Source organism: Streptomyces sp. NPDC053431 (assembly GCF_044544925.1).
GTDB lineage: Bacteria > Actinomycetota > Actinomycetes > Streptomycetales > Streptomycetaceae > Streptomyces.
Genome location: NZ_JBITXX010000003.1, coordinates 321,759 through 338,099, shown reverse-complemented (window position 1 = coordinate 338,099; position 16,341 = coordinate 321,759). Strand labels below are relative to the sequence as shown.

The 16,341-nt window shown below is 72.2% G+C and carries 15 protein-coding genes; 7 read left to right on the top strand and 8 right to left on the bottom strand.

Annotated features, from left to right (window positions below; all coding sequences use genetic code 11):
- Nucleotides 1-4: 4 nt before the first annotated feature.
- Nucleotides 5-832 (top strand): maleylpyruvate isomerase family mycothiol-dependent enzyme, encoded by an 828-nt coding sequence (locus ACIGXE_RS11010; RefSeq protein ID WP_399745743.1) that lies wholly within the window; start codon nucleotides 5-7, stop codon nucleotides 830-832.
- A 4-nt stretch (nucleotides 833-836) separates the two neighbouring features.
- Here the strand turns inward: ACIGXE_RS11010 and ACIGXE_RS11005 are convergent, their stop codons facing one another.
- From ACIGXE_RS11005 to pdhA, 6 genes are all read right to left on the bottom strand, one after another.
- Nucleotides 837-2,150 carry a nitrate/nitrite transporter gene (locus ACIGXE_RS11005; RefSeq protein WP_399745741.1) on the bottom strand — a complete coding sequence of 438 codons (1,314 nt, stop codon included), beginning with the start codon at nucleotides 2,148-2,150 and terminating at the stop codon, nucleotides 837-839.
- Nucleotides 2,147-2,830: a GntR family transcriptional regulator gene (locus tag ACIGXE_RS11000; protein ID WP_399745739.1), complete on the bottom strand. Its 684-nt coding sequence runs from the start codon at nucleotides 2,828-2,830 to the stop codon at nucleotides 2,147-2,149. Before ACIGXE_RS11000 ends, ACIGXE_RS11005 begins: the two co-directional genes overlap by 4 nt.
- Nucleotides 2,831-3,070: 240 nt before the next feature.
- On the bottom strand, nucleotides 3,071-4,381 hold the full coding sequence (locus ACIGXE_RS10995; protein WP_399745736.1) for an acyltransferase family protein: 1,311 nt from the start codon (nucleotides 4,379-4,381) through the stop codon (nucleotides 3,071-3,073).
- A gap of 173 nt (nucleotides 4,382-4,554) precedes the next feature.
- Nucleotides 4,555-5,949, bottom strand: a complete 1,395-nt coding sequence (locus ACIGXE_RS10990) for a dihydrolipoamide acetyltransferase family protein (RefSeq protein ID WP_399746343.1) — start codon at nucleotides 5,947-5,949, stop codon at nucleotides 4,555-4,557.
- Between the two features lie 31 nt (nucleotides 5,950-5,980).
- Nucleotides 5,981-6,961 carry an alpha-ketoacid dehydrogenase subunit beta gene (locus ACIGXE_RS10985; RefSeq protein WP_399745735.1) on the bottom strand — a complete coding sequence of 327 codons (981 nt, stop codon included), beginning with the start codon at nucleotides 6,959-6,961 and terminating at the stop codon, nucleotides 5,981-5,983.
- A gap of 2 nt (nucleotides 6,962-6,963) precedes the next feature.
- Nucleotides 6,964-8,139 (bottom strand): pyruvate dehydrogenase (acetyl-transferring) E1 component subunit alpha, encoded by a 1,176-nt coding sequence (gene pdhA, locus ACIGXE_RS10980; RefSeq protein ID WP_399745733.1) that lies wholly within the window; start codon nucleotides 8,137-8,139, stop codon nucleotides 6,964-6,966.
- A gap of 342 nt (nucleotides 8,140-8,481) precedes the next feature.
- Between pdhA and ACIGXE_RS10975 the strand changes: the two genes are divergently transcribed.
- From ACIGXE_RS10975 to ACIGXE_RS10965, 3 genes are all read left to right on the top strand, one after another.
- Entirely contained in the window at nucleotides 8,482-9,141 is a 660-nt protein-coding gene (locus ACIGXE_RS10975) for a response regulator (RefSeq protein ID WP_399745731.1), read from the top strand.
- Nucleotides 9,142-9,273: 132 nt separating this feature from the next.
- Nucleotides 9,274-9,726 carry a pyridoxamine 5'-phosphate oxidase family protein gene (locus tag ACIGXE_RS10970; protein ID WP_399745729.1) on the top strand — a complete coding sequence of 151 codons (453 nt, stop codon included), beginning with the start codon at nucleotides 9,274-9,276 and terminating at the stop codon, nucleotides 9,724-9,726.
- Between the two features lie 15 nt (nucleotides 9,727-9,741).
- Nucleotides 9,742-10,770: a phosphotransferase gene (locus ACIGXE_RS10965; RefSeq protein ID WP_399745727.1), complete on the top strand. Its 1,029-nt coding sequence runs from the start codon at nucleotides 9,742-9,744 to the stop codon at nucleotides 10,768-10,770.
- A gap of 141 nt (nucleotides 10,771-10,911) precedes the next feature.
- Here the strand turns inward: ACIGXE_RS10965 and ACIGXE_RS10960 are convergent, their stop codons facing one another.
- Entirely contained in the window at nucleotides 10,912-12,588 is a 1,677-nt protein-coding gene (locus ACIGXE_RS10960) for a protein kinase (protein ID WP_399745725.1), read from the bottom strand.
- Between the two features lie 276 nt (nucleotides 12,589-12,864).
- On the opposite strand from ACIGXE_RS10960, the gene ACIGXE_RS10955 reads away from it, so the two are divergent.
- On the top strand, nucleotides 12,865-14,511 hold the full coding sequence (locus tag ACIGXE_RS10955) for a protein kinase (RefSeq protein WP_399745723.1): 1,647 nt from the start codon (nucleotides 12,865-12,867) through the stop codon (nucleotides 14,509-14,511).
- Nucleotides 14,512-14,748: 237 nt separating this feature from the next.
- Here the strand turns inward: ACIGXE_RS10955 and ACIGXE_RS10950 are convergent, their stop codons facing one another.
- The gene (locus ACIGXE_RS10950) at nucleotides 14,749-15,165 is read right to left on the bottom strand and encodes a hypothetical protein (protein ID WP_399745721.1); all 417 of its coding nucleotides are present in this window, start codon (nucleotides 15,163-15,165) and stop codon (nucleotides 14,749-14,751) included.
- Between the two features lie 160 nt (nucleotides 15,166-15,325).
- Between ACIGXE_RS10950 and ACIGXE_RS10945 the strand changes: the two genes are divergently transcribed.
- Nucleotides 15,326-15,517, top strand: a complete 192-nt coding sequence (locus tag ACIGXE_RS10945) for a hypothetical protein (protein ID WP_399745719.1) — start codon at nucleotides 15,326-15,328, stop codon at nucleotides 15,515-15,517.
- 96 nt (nucleotides 15,518-15,613) lie between these two features.
- A complete protein-coding gene (locus tag ACIGXE_RS10940; protein WP_399745717.1) occupies nucleotides 15,614-16,300 on the top strand; it encodes a PadR family transcriptional regulator in 687 nt (228 codons plus the stop codon).
- Nucleotides 16,301-16,341 lie beyond the last annotated feature (41 nt).

The window sequence follows — 16,341 nt, the reverse complement described above, 5'->3', positions numbered from 1 at the left end:
TCCCGTGACCGTCCATCCCAGCCTCCAGAACTACGCCGACGCCTGGACCCACTCCGTCGAAGCGATAGCCGAGCTGGTGCAGCCGCTCGTCGAGGGCGAGTGGAACCGCGCCACGCCGTGCCCGGGCTGGTCGGTGCGCGACATCGTCTCCCATGTCATCGGCATGGAGACCGAGATGCTCGGCGACCCGCGCCCGATCCACAGCCTGCCCCGCGACCTCTACCACGTGCGCACGGACTTCGCCCGCTACATGGAGATGCAGGTCGACGTGCGGCGGCACCACACCGCGCCGGAGATGACCGCGGAGCTGGAGTACGTCCTGATCCGCCGGGCCCGGCAGCTGCGCAACGAGAACCGGCGGCCGGACGCCCTGATCCGGGCGCCCCTCGGCGCCGAGCAGACCCTTGAACTGGCCTACCGGATGCGCGCCTTCGACTGCTGGGTGCACGAGCAGGACCTGCGGGTCACGCTCGGCGTCCCCGGCAACCTGGACTCCCCCGGCGCGTACGTGACCCGTGACGTGCTCCTGGAGGCCCTGCCGCACGTGGTGGCCAAGGAGGCGGGCGCCCCGCCGAATTCGGCGTTCGTCTTCGACGTCAGCGGCCCGGTGGAGTTCCTGCGGACGGTCCGGGTGGACGCCCAGGGCAACGGCTCCATCGACGGCGCCCCCTCGCTCGGGCCCGCGGTGACGCTGGCGACGGACTGGGAGACGTACGTCCGCCTGGCCTGCGGCCGGGTCCGGCCGGCCGACGTGGCCGACCGGATCAAGACCGAGGGCGACGAGGACCTGGCGCGGGCGATCCTGGCGCACTTCGCGGTGACGCCGAACTGATCCCTCAGACCGGTACGTGCACGGCCTCCACCCGGCTGGCGACCAGCCGTTCCCGTTCGCGGCGGGCGGTGCGGGCCTTGAGGCGGAGGATCTGCGCGACGCCCAGGGCCTCCAGGACGAAGACCGAGGAGAACGCGATCCGGTAGTCGTCGCCGGTCGCGTCGAGGAGCACGCCCACGGCGAAGAGCGTCGTCATGGAGGCGACGAAGCCGCCCATGTTGACGATGCCCGAGGCCGTGCCCTGGCGCTCGGGCGGGTTGGCGGGGCGGGCGAAGTCGAAGCCGATCATGGAGGCGGGCCCGCAGGCGCCGAGGACCGTGCACAGGGTGACGAGCAGCCACATCGGCGCCCGGTCGCCCGGGTAGGCGAGGGTGGTGCCCCACAGCAGGGCGGTGGCGGCGACCGTGCCGAGGGCGAGCGGGGCGCGGGCGGCGTGGTGCCGGGCGATGATCTGCCCGTACGCGAGGCCCACGGCCATGTTGGAGAGCACGACGAGGGTGAGCAGCTCGCCGGCGGTCCCGCGGTCGAGTCCCTGGTCCTCGACGAGGAAGGGCAGTCCCCACAGCAGCAGGAAGACCATGGCGGGGAACTGGGTGGTGAAGTGCACCCACATGCCGAGCCGGGTGCCGGGCTCCCGCCACGCCTCGGCGATCTGCCGGCGGACGAAGGCGGCGCCGGCGTGGGTGACGGGCTCGGGCTCGAACCCCTCGGGGTGGTCCTTGAGGAAGAGCAGCAGCAGGACGAGGACGAGGACGCCCGCCAGCGAGCTGCCGACGAAGGTGGCGGTCCAGCCCAGCTCGTGCAGGGCCCGGGAGAGGAAGATCGTCGAGACGAGGTTGCCGGCCATCCCGAAGAGGGCGGCGACCTGTCCGATCAGCGGCCCGCGGCGGGCCGGGAACCAGCGGCTGCCGAGCCGCAGCACGCTGATGAAGGTCATCGCGTCCCCGCAGCCGAGCAGGGCCCGGGAGGCCAGCGCCATGCCGTACGAGGGGGAGAGCGCGAAGCCCAGCTGCCCGAGCGTGAACAGAAGGACCCCGATGGTCAGCACCTTCTTGGTGCCGAGCCGGTCGACCATGAGGCCGACGGGTATCTGCATGCCCGCGTAGACGAGCAGCTGGAGTATGGAGAAGGTCGACAGGGCCGACGCGTTGACGTCGAAGCGCTCGGCGGCGTCGAGCCCGGCGACGCCGAGCGAGGTCCGGAAGATGACGGCGACGAAGTAGACGGCGACGCCGACGCCCCAGACGAGCGCGGCCCGGCGGCCGCCCGGCGGGTCCCCGGGCAGGCTGACGGCCGGCCCGTGTCCGTCCCGGCTCATCGCTCCTCACCCCGGACCAGGATCTTCACCCAGCTGAGGTGCTGACGCACGCAGTGCGCGGCGCCCTCCACGTCACCGGCCTTGATGCGGTCGAGGATCTCGGCGTGCTCGGCGATGTTCTTGGCGATCCGGTCGGGCTGCGACTGCATGACCGCGACGCCCATCCGCAGCTGCCGGTCCCGCAGCTGGTCGTAGAGCCGCGCCAGGATCTGGTTCCCGGCGTGCTTCACGATCTCGGCGTGAAAGCACCGGTCGGTGACGGCCACCTCGGCCAGGTCCCCGGCCTCGGCCCGCCGCTTCTGCTCCTCCAGGAGCTCCTCCAGCCGGGCGACCAGCGCGGGCGTCGCCGGCACCGCCCGCCGCACGGCGAACTCCTCGACGAGCAGCCGCGTCTCGACGACGTCCGCGATCTCCTGGGCGGACACGGCGAGCACCAGGGCGCCCTTCTTGGGATAGAGCTTGAGCAGGCCCTCCATCTCCAGCTTGAGGAGCGCCTCCCGCACGGGCGTCCGCGACACCCCGACGGCCTCGGCGAGCTCGCCCTCGGTGAGCAGGGTGCCCCCTTCGTAGCGCCGGTCGAGGACGGCCTGCTTGACGTGCATGTAGACGCGGTCGGCGGCGGGGGGCTGCTTGACGGCAGGCTGCTTGACGGCGGGTTGCTGGGCTGGGGCGGCTGGCATGAACACAGCTTAGATACAACAGGGGTGCAACAGACAGGCCCGTCCGCGATGCGGACGGGCCTGTCTGTCGCGTCTGTCTGTCGCGTCTGTCTGTCGCGTCTGTCTGTCGCGTCTGTCTGTTGCGTCTGTCTGTTGCGTAAGTCTGTTGCGTCTGCCGGCAGGGCCTGTCCGGCGCCTGGGTGGAGCGCCGGTCTGCCGGTGCATCGCCGGTCTGCCGACTGTTCGCCGCCTGTGCGTGCGTCAGCCGCGGGGGCTGGCCGCGTAGGCGTGGTCCTCGGCCGCGGACCTCGGCCCGCTCACCGGTGCCGGCCCGGTGACGGGGTCCTGGCCGGCGGTCGGGTCCTGCCCGGCGGCGGGGGCCCCGTCCGGGCCCGTACCGCGCTCGGTCCGCCGGCCGCGCCCGCCGACGCGCAGGTCTTTCAGCTTCATCATGGGGCGCTCGACGAGGTGCCAGGAGGCCACGGCGAGGAGGACGGTGAAGGCGAAGGTGAGGGCCAGGTAGGCGGCCATGCCCCAGCGGGTCCAGCCGATGAGGGCCAGGGTCTGCTGGACGAGGAAGCCGTAGATGTAGATGCCGTACGAGTAGTCGTGGCGGGCGCCGATCCGGCGGCAGGCCGCCGGCAGCCGGATGGCGAGCCAGACGAGGACGTACGCGAAGGCCGGGATGCCGACCGTGAACAGGTAGCCGTAGTGCAGGCTGCCGAGGAGCACGGCGAGGGCCGCGATGCCCAGCGGATCGCTGACCGGCACGCGCTCCTTGTAGAGCTCGATGACGGCGCCGAGGGCGAAGGCGAAGCCCAGGTAGACGAGGAACGCGGGGTTGACCGGGCCGAACGGCGGCAGCTGGAAGGCCGGGAGGATGTGGGCGTCGTACGGGCCCGCCCAGAAGGGGTCCGTGCTCGCCTGGCGTATGACGAGCCAGCCGAGGACGGCGGTGAGCAGGAGGACGGCCCGGCGGGCCCGGGTCAGGATCCCGACGACCGCGAGGGTGGCCACGGCGAGGTAGCAGAGGAACTCGTAGCGCAGGCTCCACAGCGCGCCGTTGAACGCGGTGTTGTGGACCAGTCCGGCCGAGCGGGCGTCCGTCATGACCTGGGCGATGTCGTACTGGTTCGTGGAGACGGCCCAGTTCACGCGGAGGTAGTCGAGCGGGCCGTGCGGGCCGCCGAAGCCGTCGAGCGTGGAGTGGAGGCGCCAGTAGAGCAGCGGTGCCACGGCGAACGCGGCGACGACCAGGCACACCCAGAAGCCGGGGAAGATCCGCAGCGCGCGGTGCCAGAGGAAGCGGCCGAGCGAGAGCCGCATGCCGCTGCGGGTGACGAGGATCCCGGAGAGGACGAAGAAGCCGTAGACCGAGAGCTTGCCGAGGTCGGTCTGGCCGCCGCTGAAGGAGTGGAGGTACTCCTTGCCGCCGTAGCCCAGGATGCGCGCGTGTGAGACGACCACCGCCGAGGCCAGGGCCAGACGCAGCAGGCCGAGACTGTTGTGACGGCCTTTGAGCAGCTCGGCGACGGTGCCCTGGGACCATCGCAGCGCGAAACCGCGATGCATGAGGAGTTCCTTAGCTTTTGATGAGCGCCCTATCTTCAGTCGGCGGGCGAACGACTGTCCAATTCGCCATTGATCATCACCGGGTGATCAATCAAGAACGGGCATGGAAAAACGCCCGGTCGGGACATGTCGTCCCGACCGGGCGTTTCACGTGAAACAACGCGTCCGGGCTGTCAGGCCCAGGTGATGAGCCGCTTCGGCTGTTCCAGAATTGCGGCCACATCGGCCAGGAACTTGGAGCCGAGCTCGCCGTCGACCAGGCGGTGGTCGAAGGAGAGGGCCAGGGTGGTGACCTGGCGCGGCTTCACCTTGCCCTTGTGGACCCAGGGCTGGAGCTTGATCGCGCCGACCGCGAGGATCGCGGACTCGCCCGGGTTGAGGATCGGCGTACCGGTGTCGACGCCGAAGACGCCGACGTTGGTGATGGTGAAGGTGCCGCCCTGCATCGCCGCCGGGGTCGTCTTGCCCTCGCGGGCCGTGGCGACCAGCTCGCTCAGGGAGCGCGACAGCTCCGGCAGGGTCTGGGCGTGCGCGTCCTTGATGTTCGGCACGATCAGACCGCGCGGGGTGGCCGCGGCGATGCCCAGGTTCACGTAGTGCTTGAGCACGATCTCCTGGGCGGCCTCGTCCCAGGCGGCGTTGATGTCCGGGTTGCGCTTGACCGCGACCAGGACCGCCTTGGCGATCAGCAGCAGCGGGTTCACCCGCAGGCCCGCCATGTCCTTGTCGGACTTGAGCTCCTCGACCAGCTTCATCGTGCGCGTGATGTCGAAGGTGATGAACTCGGTGACGTGCGGTGCGGTGAAGGCCGAGCCGACCATCGCCGCCGCCGTGGCCTTCCGTACGCCCTTGATGGGGATACGGGTCTCGCGGGCGTCCGAGGAGACGGCGGGCGCCGGGGCCGGCACGGCCGCCGCGACGGGCGCCGGGGCCTCGGTGACCGGGGCGGTCTCCACCACCGGCGCGGGGGCCGCCGCGCGGTGCACGTCCTCGCGGGTGATGATGCCGTCCGGGCCGGTCGGGGTGACCGTCGCCAGGTCGACGCCGAGGTCCTTGGCCAGCTTGCGCACCGGCGGCTTGGCCAGCGGGCGGCCGGTCACGGGACCGTGGCCGTTCAGCTGCTCCGGGACCACCGGGGTCACCGGGGCGGGCGCGGCCGGGGCGGCGGCCTCGGCCGGAGCGGCCGCCGTCGCCTTGCGGGCGCGCCGCTTGGTGGAGCTCGCGGACACGCCGTAGCCGACCAGGACCGGCTGGCGGCCCTCCGGCTCGGCCTCGACGGCCGGCTCGGCGGCCGGCGCCGGGGTCGCGACGGCGGCCGGGGCCGCCGGAGCCTCGGGAGCGGCGCCGCCGCCCACGTTCACCGAGATGATGACCTGGCCGACGTCGACCGTGGTGCCCTCGGGGAAGAGCAGCTCGTGGACCGTGCCGTCGAACGGGATCGGCAGCTCCACGGCCGCCTTCGCCGTCTCGACCTCGCACACGACCTGCCCGTCGGTGACGGTGTCACCGGGCTGGACGTACCACTTGAGGATCTCGGCCTCGGTCAGGCCCTCGCCCACGTCGGGCATCTTGAATTCGCGGATCGTCACGGTGCTCTCCTCAGAACGCCAGCGAGCGGTCGACGGCGTCGAGCACGCGGTCCAGGCCCGGCAGGTACTCCTCCTCCAGGCGCGCCGGCGGATACGGCGCGTGGTAGCCGCCGACCCGCAGGACGGGGGCCTCCAGGTGGTAGAAGCAGCGCTCGGTGATCCGGGCGGCGATCTCCGCGCCGGAGCCGAAGAACACCGGGGCCTCGTGCACCACGACCAGACGGCGGGTCTTCTCGACCGAGGTCTGGATGGTGTCGAAGTCGAGCGGGGAGATCGAGCGCAGGTCCACGACCTCGATCGACTTGCCCTCCTCGGCGGCGGCCGCGGCCGCCTCCAGGCAGGTCTTCACCATCGGGCCGTAGGCGACGAGGGTGAGGTCGGTGCCCTCGCGGGCGACCCGGGCCTTGTGCAGCTCGCCGGGGATGGCCTCGGTGTCGACCTCGCCCTTGTCCCAGTAGCGGCGCTTGGGCTCGAAGAAGATCACCGGGTCGTCGCTCTGGATCGCCTGCTGGAGCATCCAGTAGGCGTCGGAGGAGTTCGCCGGGGTGACCACCTTGAGGCCCGCGACGTGCGCGAAGAGCGACTCGGGGGACTCGGAGTGGTGCTCGACGGCGCCGATGCCACCGCCGTAGGGGATGCGGATGACGACCGGCATCTTCACGGTGCCGAGCGAGCGGGCCCGCATCTTCGCCAGCTGGGTGACGATCTGGTCGTACGCCGGGAAGACGAAGCCGTCGAACTGGATCTCCACGACGGGCCGGTAGCCGCGCAGCGCGAGGCCGATCGCGGTGCCGACGATGCCGGACTCGGCGAGCGGGGTGTCGACGACGCGGTCCTCGCCGAAGTCCTTCTGCAGGCCGTCGGTGATCCGGAAGACACCGCCGAGCTTGCCGACGTCCAGGCCCATGATGACGACCTTGGGGTCGGTCTCCAGGGCCTTGCGGAGCGACTCGTTGAGCGCCTTCGCGAGGGGAAGCTTCTGAACAGCCATGATTACTCGCCCTCTCCGCCCTCGAAGGACGCCTGGTACGCGGCGAACTGCGCGCGCTCCTCGTCGACGAGCGCGTGCCCGTCCGCGTACGTGTGGTCGAACATCGCCATGTGATCCGGGACGGGCATGGCGCGGACGACCTCACGGACGTGCTTGCCGAGCGCCTCGCTCTCGGCCTCCAGCTCCTCGAAGAAGGCGGCGTCGGCGTGGCCCTCACGCTCCAGGTACGCCTTGAGGCGCTGGATCGGGTCCTTGGCCTCCCACGCCTCGCGCTCCGCGTCACGGCGGTAGCGGGTCGGGTCGTCGGAGGTGGTGTGGGCGGCCATGCGGTAGGTGAACGCCTCGATGAGCGTCGGGCCCTCGCCACGGCGGGCGCGCTCGAGCGCCGAGCGGGTCACGGCCAGGCAGGCGAGGACGTCGTTGCCGTCGACACGGACACCGGGGAAGCCGAAGCCGCGGGCACGCTGGTAGAGCGGGACGCGGGTCTGCTTCTCGATGGGCTCGGAGATGGCCCACTGGTTGTTCTGGCAGAAGAACACGACCGGGGCGTTGTAGACCGCGGAGAAGACGAACGACTCGTTGACGTCGCCCTGGCTGGAGGCGCCGTCACCGAAGTACGCGAGCACGGCGGAGTCCGCGCCGTCCTTGGCGATGCCCATGGCGTAGCCGGTGGCGTGCAGGGTCTGCGAGCCGAGGACGATCGTGTACAGGTGGAAGTTGTTGGTGTTGGGGTCCCAGCCACCGTTGTTCACACCACGGAACATGCCGAGGAGGTTGGTGGGGTCGACCCCGCGGCACCAGGCGACACCGTGCTCGCGGTAGGTCGGGAAGACGTAGTCGTCGTCCCGCAGCGCGCGGCCGGAGCCGATCTGAGCGGCCTCCTGGCCCAGCAGCGAGGCCCACAGGCCCAGCTCGCCCTGGCGCTGCAGGGAGGTGGCCTCGGAGTCGAAGCGGCGGGTGAGGACCATGTCGCGGTAGAGGCCGCGCAGCTCCTCGGCGCTCAGGTCGATGTCGTACTCGGGGTGCTGGACGCGCTCCCCCTCGGGCGTCAGCAGCTGTACGAGCTCGGGCTCGACGCTCTGCGCGGCCGGTGCCTTCTTGGCGTCGGCGCTGGTGGTGCGCTTGGTGCCGCTGCTGCGTCGCGTCGTCTTGCGCGCGGCAGTGCTCTCCACGGTCACGTGCGTGCTCCTCCGTCGGTCCGGCCCCCGGGTTCGCCGGTAAGGCCAGTGCGGCTCTCCGCCTTGTCCGTACCCTTCGCACGGGGTGGGTGCGACGCGGCCGGGGTCAGGCGTGACAGGTGTCCCGGCGAACGCCGTCATAGGCACGTTACCCACAGCGCAACATTTCTGCGAAACCCCACTTGACCTGCGATTTTGCTTGGATTTCCAAGTAAATCGAGAAAGGGGGGACTCAGCCCTGGTCAGCGCGATGACAACGGACCCGACGCCGTCGTCGGAACACCCGGCACGTTATCCCGGCCACCCCGGGCGCGGGAAGAGCCAATATGTGAGACTGAGCGCGTGCGCGAAGAAGGAAAAATCCGGGTATTTCTGCTGGACGACCACGAAGTCGTACGGCGCGGCGTCCATGAGCTGCTCTCCGTGGAGAACGACATCGAGGTCGTCGGCGAGGCCGGCACCGCCGCGGACGCCCTGGTCAGGATCCCCGCGACCCGCCCCGACGTGGCCGTGCTCGACGTCCGCCTCCCGGACGGCAGCGGCGTCGAGGTCTGCCGCGAGGTCCGCTCGCAGGACGATGCGATCAAGTGCCTGATGCTCACCTCGTACGCGGACGACGAGGCCCTCTTCGACGCGATCATGGCCGGGGCCTCGGGCTATGTCCTCAAGGCCATCCGGGGCAACGAACTCCTCAACGCCGTCCGGGACGTCGCCGCGGGCAGGTCGCTGCTCGACCCGGTGGCGACCGCGCGGGTCCTGGAGCGGCTGCGGGACGGCAACAGCCCGAAGGGCGACGACCGCCTCGCCCATCTCACCGAGCAGGAGCGCAGGATCCTCGATCTGATCGGCGAGGGCCTGACCAACCGGGCCATCGGCGAGCGCCTCCACCTCGCGGAGAAGACCATCAAGAACTACGTCTCCAGCCTGCTGTCGAAGCTGGGCATGGAGCGGCGTTCCCAGGCCGCCGCGTACGTGGCGAGAATGCAGGCCGAGCGGCACTGAGCCCGCCCCCGCCCGGCGGTTCACCCGAACAGGTGAGGCCGGGCCCTACGGCCCGCATTCGGGACCTACGTCCCCGTGAACCGGGGCAGGGGCCCCTTTTCCGACACGGCCCGGTGGCGGAGAGTGGAAGCCATGCCCTCCGAGGAGATCCGCGCCATCGAGCTGCTGAACCGCGTGTCGTACGGGCGCGTGGCCACGAGCATGCGGGCGATGCCGTTCGTCGCCCCGGCCCGCCACATCGTGACCGACGACGGCGTCCTGCTCCGCCTCCACCGGGGCCTCGGCTACCACCGCGCCTGCGCGGGCAGCGTCGTCGCGTACGGCGCGGACAACCTCACCTCCGGCGCCGAGCAGCTGTGGTCGGTGCAGTTCACCGGCACCGCGGAGATCGTCGAACCCACGGAGGCACAGCTCGCGGCCTTCGGGCCGGCGCCCCGCTCGGTGGACGGCGAGCCCTTCGACCCGGTCTACATGCGCGTCGAGCCGCAGTTCGTCACCGTGCACACCCTCGACTGCGCGACCGAGCGGCCGGCCCCCGGCCGCTCCGCTCATCCCATCGAGCGACATCTCCACCACGTAGCGTGATCTAACATCTGCGGAGTGCCGCGCTCATCTGCACCCCCGCTCTCCCCCCTCGCCCCACCCGTCGGTGCCCTGCTGCGCCGCTACACGGACGCCGGCGAGCCGCTGTCCTGCCGGCCGGTCGCGCAGGGGCTGCTCAACCGCGGCTACCGGCTCGCCACCACCCGCGGCTCCTACTTCCTCAAGCAGCACCTGGACGCCCGCACCGCCGACCGGGACACCATCGTGCGTCAGCACCGCGCCACCCAGCGTCTGCACGCGCTCGGCGTGCCCGTCGCCCCGCCGCTGCCGGACTCCGCCGGGCGCACCGTCGCCGTCATCGGGGGCCACTGCTACGCGCTGCACCCCTGGATCGACGGCCGGCACCGGGACGGCGCCCAGCTCTCCGCCGCCGGGTCGCGGCGCCTCGGCACCCTGCTGGGACATGTGCACACCTGCCTGGCCCAGGTGATGGAGTCCCCGCCGCCGGGCTCCGGCCACGAGAGCGCCCGCCCCGAGGACACCTTCCGGCTCATCGACGAGCTGCTGCGGCTGGTCCGCGCCCGCCGGCTCCGCGACGGCTTCGACGAGCTCGCCGAGCACCGGCTGCGGGAACGTCGGGTGCTGCTCGCCGCCCACGCCCACCGCCGGCCGCCGGCCGCCGCCGCGACCGGCTGGGTGCACGGCGACTTCCACCCCTTCAACCTGCTCTACCGGGGCGCCGAACCGGCCGCGATCGTCGACTGGGACCGCCTGGACGTCCGCCCGCGCGCCGAGGAGGCGGTCCGGGCGGCCGCGATCTTCTTCGTCCGGCCGGCGGGCGAGCTGGCGCTGGACAAGGTACGGGCGTACGCGCGGGCGTACCGGCGCGCGGCGGGCGTCGACCGCGCCGAGCTGGCGGCCGCGGTGGACCGGGTCTGGTGGGAGCGGCTCAACGACTTCTGGACGCTGCGCTGGCGCTACCAGCGGCACGACCGCAGGGCCGATCCGCAGTTCCCCGCGGTGTCGGCCCTGGCGGTGTGGTGGACCCGCGAGTACGAGGCGGTACGCGACGCTTTCACGCAGTGACCGCGCCGGGCTCGGCCCGGCGGGGCTTTCCGGGCAGGCCCCTGGGGTGGTGCCGGGCGTCGCGAGCCGGGCGGGGCATTGCGGGCTCGCCCCAGGGGTGGTGCCCGGCGTCGCGAGCCCGGCGGGGCTTTCCGGGTACGCCTAGGGGGTGGTGCCGGTGCCCGTGCCCGTGGTGCTGCCGGACGAGGAGCCCGCGGAGGTGCCGGTCGACGTGCCCGTGGACGTCCCCGTCGAGGTGCCCGTGGACGTCCCCGTCGAGGTGCCGGTCGACGTCCCCGTCGAGGTGCCCGTCGAGCCGCCCTCGGTGGTGCCCTCGGTGGTGCCCTCCGTCGAGCCCTCGCTCGTGCCCGTGCTGCCGCTGCTGGTGCCGTCCGACGGGTCCGTCGACGGCTCGTCGGTGGGGGTCGGCTGGGTCGACGGGCGCAGCGTCGGCCGGTTCGTGGGCGTCCAGGGCTGCTGGTTGCCGCCCGTGGAGGAGTCGGGGGACTCGGTCTCCTCGGACGGCTCCTCGGACGGCGTGGGCGACTCCTCCTGCGTGGACGGCGAGTTGGTGACCGCCGGCGGCTTGGTACCGCCGCCGTCGCCCTTGTCGCCGGCCTTGTCGAGCGCGTACGCGACCCCGGCGACGATCGCGACCAGCGCGAGCGCCACGAACAGCAGCACCTTGCCGGGTCCGCCCTTGCCGCCCTTGCCGCCCTGCGCGCCGTAGCCGCCGGGGCCGCCCGGGGTCCCGTCGTAACCGCCGTCCTCGGGGTTCATCGGCGGGAGGATCGGGCGCTGCGCGGTGTCGTGGTGCGGGGCGTGGCCCGGGTGGCCGCCCATGACCGCGGTCGCGGCGACCCCGGAGCCCGGGGTGTGCGGGCCCTCGTACATCTCGACCGGGCCGGTGTTCCACACGCCGGTGTGGCCGCCCTGCTCCTGGAGCATCGTCAGCCCGTACTGGATCAGGCCGCGCATCTCCTCGGCGCTCTGGAACCGGTCGTCCGGGTCCTTCGCCAGGGAGCGCATGACCAGGCCGTCCAGCTCCGGCGGGGCCGCCTGGGCGACCTCGGAGGGCGGGATCGGGGCGTCCTGGACATGCTGGTAGACCACCGACAACGGTGTCTCACCGGTGAAGGGCGGCCGCAGCGCGAGCAGTTCGTACAGGAGGCAGCCCGTCGCGTACAGGTCGGAGCGGTGGTCGACGGCCTTGCCGAGCGCCTGTTCGGGGGAGAGGTACTGCGGCGTGCCCATGACCATGCCGGTCTGGGTCATCGTCGACTGCGCGCCGTGCAGGGCGCGCGCGATGCCGAAGTCCATGACCTTGACGGCGCCGGTGTTGGTGATGATCACGTTCGCCGGCTTGATGTCCCGGTGCACGATGCCGTGCTGGTGGGAGTAGGCGAGCGCCTCCAGGACGCCGGAGACGATGATGAGGGCCTGCTCGGGCCCCGGCGCCTCGGCGCTGATCAGCAGGTCACGGATGGTGCGGCCCTCGACCAGCTCCATGACGATGTACGGCACGGACTGGCTGCCGACGACGTCCTCGCCGGAGTCGTAGACGGCCACGATCGCATGGTGGTTGAGGCCGGCCACCGACTGCGCCTCGCGCGTGAAGCGGGCCTTGGAGACCGGGTCCTCGGCGAGGTCGGGGCGCAGCAGCTTCACGGCGACGGTGCGTCCGAGGCGCACGTCCTCGGCGGCGAACACCTCGGCCATGCCGCCGCGTCCGAGGCGGTGGGTCAGCCGGTAACGCCCGTCACCGACGACTCCGCCCAGGCCCCACGACTCGGCGGAAGGGTCCGGCACACCGCCACCTGCTCCGGATTCGGGTGCCATCAGTCCTCGCCGTCGTCTCTCGTGCCGTGTCCAGTCGTCACGCTACAGGCTCCGTACGACATCACGGTCCGCGTTGGACCGGCCATCCCACCCGCCGTGCGTACGCCTGTGCAAATTCCATGCCGTTCCTGTCACGCTTGCGCGACGTTTTCCGTGCGGAGCGTCACGGAACGGGCACCGAACCGGGGCCGAGCTTGACGTGTCACTGCCCTCGGGCAGACTTGGCCGGGAATATTCGCGGATCAGCGCCGCCACGCGCGTAGGGGGAAGCACGAGATGAGCCAGGACGGCGCACAGGGCCGCTATGCGGGCGGTTCGGTCGCGGGCGGCCGGTACCAGCTGCGTGACCTGCTCGGCGAGGGCGGCATGGCGTCCGTGTACCTGGCGTACGACAGCGCGCTCGACCGCCAGGTCGCCATCAAGACGCTGCACACCGAGCTCGGCCGCGAACAGTCCTTCCGCGAACGCTTCCGCCGTGAGGCGCAGGCTGTTGCGAAGTTGTCGCACACGAACATCGTCTCGGTCTTCGACACCGGCGAGGACACCCTCGACGGCGCCGTCATGCCGTACATCGTCATGGAGTACGTGGAGGGCCAGCCGCTCGGCTCGGTGCTCGCCGCGGACGTCCAGCAGTACGGCGCGATGCCGGCCGACAAGGCGCTGAAGGTCACCGCCGACGTGCTCGCGGCCCTGGAGACCAGCCACGAAATGGGCCTGGTCCACCGGGACATCAAGCCGGGCAACGTGATGATGACCAAGCGCGGCGTGGTCAAGGTCATGGACTTCGGCATCGCCCGCGCCATGCAGTCCGGCGTCACCTCGATGACGCAGACCGGCATGGTCGTCGGCACCCCGCAGTACCTGTCCCCCGAGCAGGCCCTGGGCCGTGCCGTCGACGCGCGTGCCGACCTGTACTCGGTCGGCATCATGCTCTTCCAGCTCCTGACGGGCCGTCTGCCCTTCGACGCGGACTCGCCGCTCGCGATCGCCTACGCGCACGTCCAGGAGGAGCCGGTCGCGCCGTCCTCGGTGAACCGCTCCGTGACCCCGGCGATGGACGCCCTCGTCGCCCGCGCCCTGAAGAAGAACCCGAACGAGCGTTTCCCCAGCGCCGCCGCGATGCGCGACGAGTGCCTGCGGGTGCTGTCCGCCGGCCAGACCGGCTCGCCGATGATCGTCGCGGGCGGCCCGGTCCAGAGCGGTTCCGGCGTCGGTTCGGCGGTCTTCCCGCCGGTCGGCCAGACCCCACCGCCCGCGACGCACGGCATGCAGACGCCGTACCAGCCGCACCCGACGCCCCACCCGACCGCGCAGCCCGGCCCGTACGGCCCGCCGACCCCGGCACCCTCGTACGGCTACCCGCAGCAGGTCCCGACGCCGGCCCCGGCGCCCGTCTACCAGACCCCGGCGCCCGTGCCCTCCCCCGCGTCGCCTTACACCGTGCAGCAGAGCGTCCCGGCCGGTCCGGCCGGCGGCGGGCAGAGCCGGACGAACAAGATCGCCATCGCCGCGGTGGGTCTCGTGGCCGTCATCGGCGTGATCGTCGCCGTCTCGCTCATGAACAAGGACGGCGACGACAACGCCGGCGGGAACAACCCCACCCAGACCGCGAGCACCGCCCCCGGTCACAAGGGCCCGGACTACTCGAAGACGATCCAGACGAAGAAGTGCCTGGAGCCGACCGAGTCGAGCAGCGACCCGAACAAGTTCGAGGTCCCCGACTTCACGTACAAGAACATCCAGTCCGTGAAGGCGTGCATCCAGGCGGCCGGCTGGAAGATCAAGTCCGAGTCCTCGGTCGACGAGGCCACGTACGGCCAGGGCACGGTCATCACCCAGTACCCGCGGCAGGGCACGGACATCAGCAAGGAGGACGCCGAGTTCAACCTCGAGGTGTCCACCGGCAACCCGCCGCAGCAGTAGCGGCAGCCGTCGCCGCGGCGGTGACCGCCGCCGTCCCGGACGGGGCCGCCCCCGGGCGGACCTGTCCGGGATGCCACGTCTGTCCCGACATGTGACGCTGAGTTGAACAACTCGGCGGCTCGGTACGGGAGGGGGTCACCCGGTGACTCCAGGACCACGTCCTCGTGCGCGGGCGGTCTCGCCCGTCCTCACCTGCTGGCTCGTGACGTGCGCGACCTGCGCGGTCGGTTCGGTCGCTTACGCGGCGACCGTGGCGTCCGTGACCGCGGACGCGCCGCCCGTGTCGGTCGCGTCGGGCGCATCCGCCGGGTCCGTCGGGTCCGTCGGGTCCGTCATCTCTGTCGCGTCCGTCGCGTCGGGTGGGTCGGGTGCCTCTGGTGCGTCCGTCGCGCCCGAGTCGTACGTCGCGTACGCGGCAGAGGGCACGCCCCCGGGCCCGCGGATCGTCCCCAGGGCGGCGCCGCCCCCGTCGGCCACTCCTCGCCTCCCGGTGTCCGCGACCGCCACCCGGCGCCCGCCGACGACGGCCGGATCGCCTTCCTCGACCGTCTCCCCCGCCCCGGCGCCGAGCGGCTCCGCCGCGACCGAGGGCTCCCCGGACGACGCCGAGCAGCCGGAGCCGCCCGAACCGTCCGAGCCGCCCGAGCCCCGCACGCCCGCACCCCTCGCGGGCCGCCCGGCGGGGGAGGGCCGGGCGCGGCCCGGGCGGCCCGCCGCCCCCTCGACCCCCGCGCCGCAGAGTCCGGCCGCCCCCGCTCGTACCAAAACTGCAACAGAGGAGCAGCCCGCCGCGGAGTCCGACGAGGGGACCGGAGTGGTACCCGAGGCGGAGCCGCCCGCCGCGGAGAGCTCGGACGCGGCGGCGCCGGAGGCCGCGCCGCGGATCGGCGCCGAGGCCACGGCCACCCTCTCCGACCGGCGGATTCCCGTGCTGACCCTCGGCGTGGGGCTGGCCCTGATGGGGCTCGGCATCGGTTTCCTCGGGGTCCGGATGCGGCGCCGCTGAGCGCTCCGCGGCGGCCCGGGTCCTTCTTGAGACGGACGCCCGTGGTCCGTCTCAGGACGCTTGTCCGTGCCGACTTACTCGGTATACATACTCGGTATGTCGATCCGCCACGGGCTTCTCGCCCTCCTCGAACACGGCCCTCGCTACGGCTCCCAGCTCCGTACCGAGTTCGAGTCCCGCACCGGTTCCACCTGGCCGCTGAACGTGGGCCAGGTCTACACGACCCTCAGCCGGCTCGAACGGGACGGGATGGTCGCGCAGGACGGCGAGGACGAGGCCGGCCACGCGCTCTACGCGATCACCGACTCCGGTCGCGCCGAGCTGCGCAGCTGGTTCGAGAACCCCGTGGACCGCACCAGCCCGGCCCGTGACGAGCTGGCCATCAAGCTGGCGATGGCGGTCGGGGCGCCCGGGGTCGACATCCGCGACGTCATCCAGTCCCAGCGCCGGCACACCGTGAAGGCCATGCAGGACTACACCCGGCTCAAGGCGCAGGCGATCACCGCCGTCGAGAAGAACGGGGCCCGGGAGCGCGACGACGTCGCCTGGCTGCTCGTCCTGGAGCAGCTGATCTTCCAGACGGAGGCGGAGGCGCGGTGGCTCGACCACTCCGAGGCCCGCCTGATCCGCCTCTCGACGGCCGCGGCGGCCGCGGCCCCGCAGGCCCCCGCATCCCCGTCGGCGTCCTCGCCGGCGTCGGCGGCACCGCTCGACGGCCCGTCCGCCCCGGCGGCGTCGACCGCGGCGCCCCCGCCGGCGGCGTCGAGGGCCCGCGGGCGCTGACGCCCCGGCCCCCGGCCTCCGGCGCCCCGGCGCCACCGCGC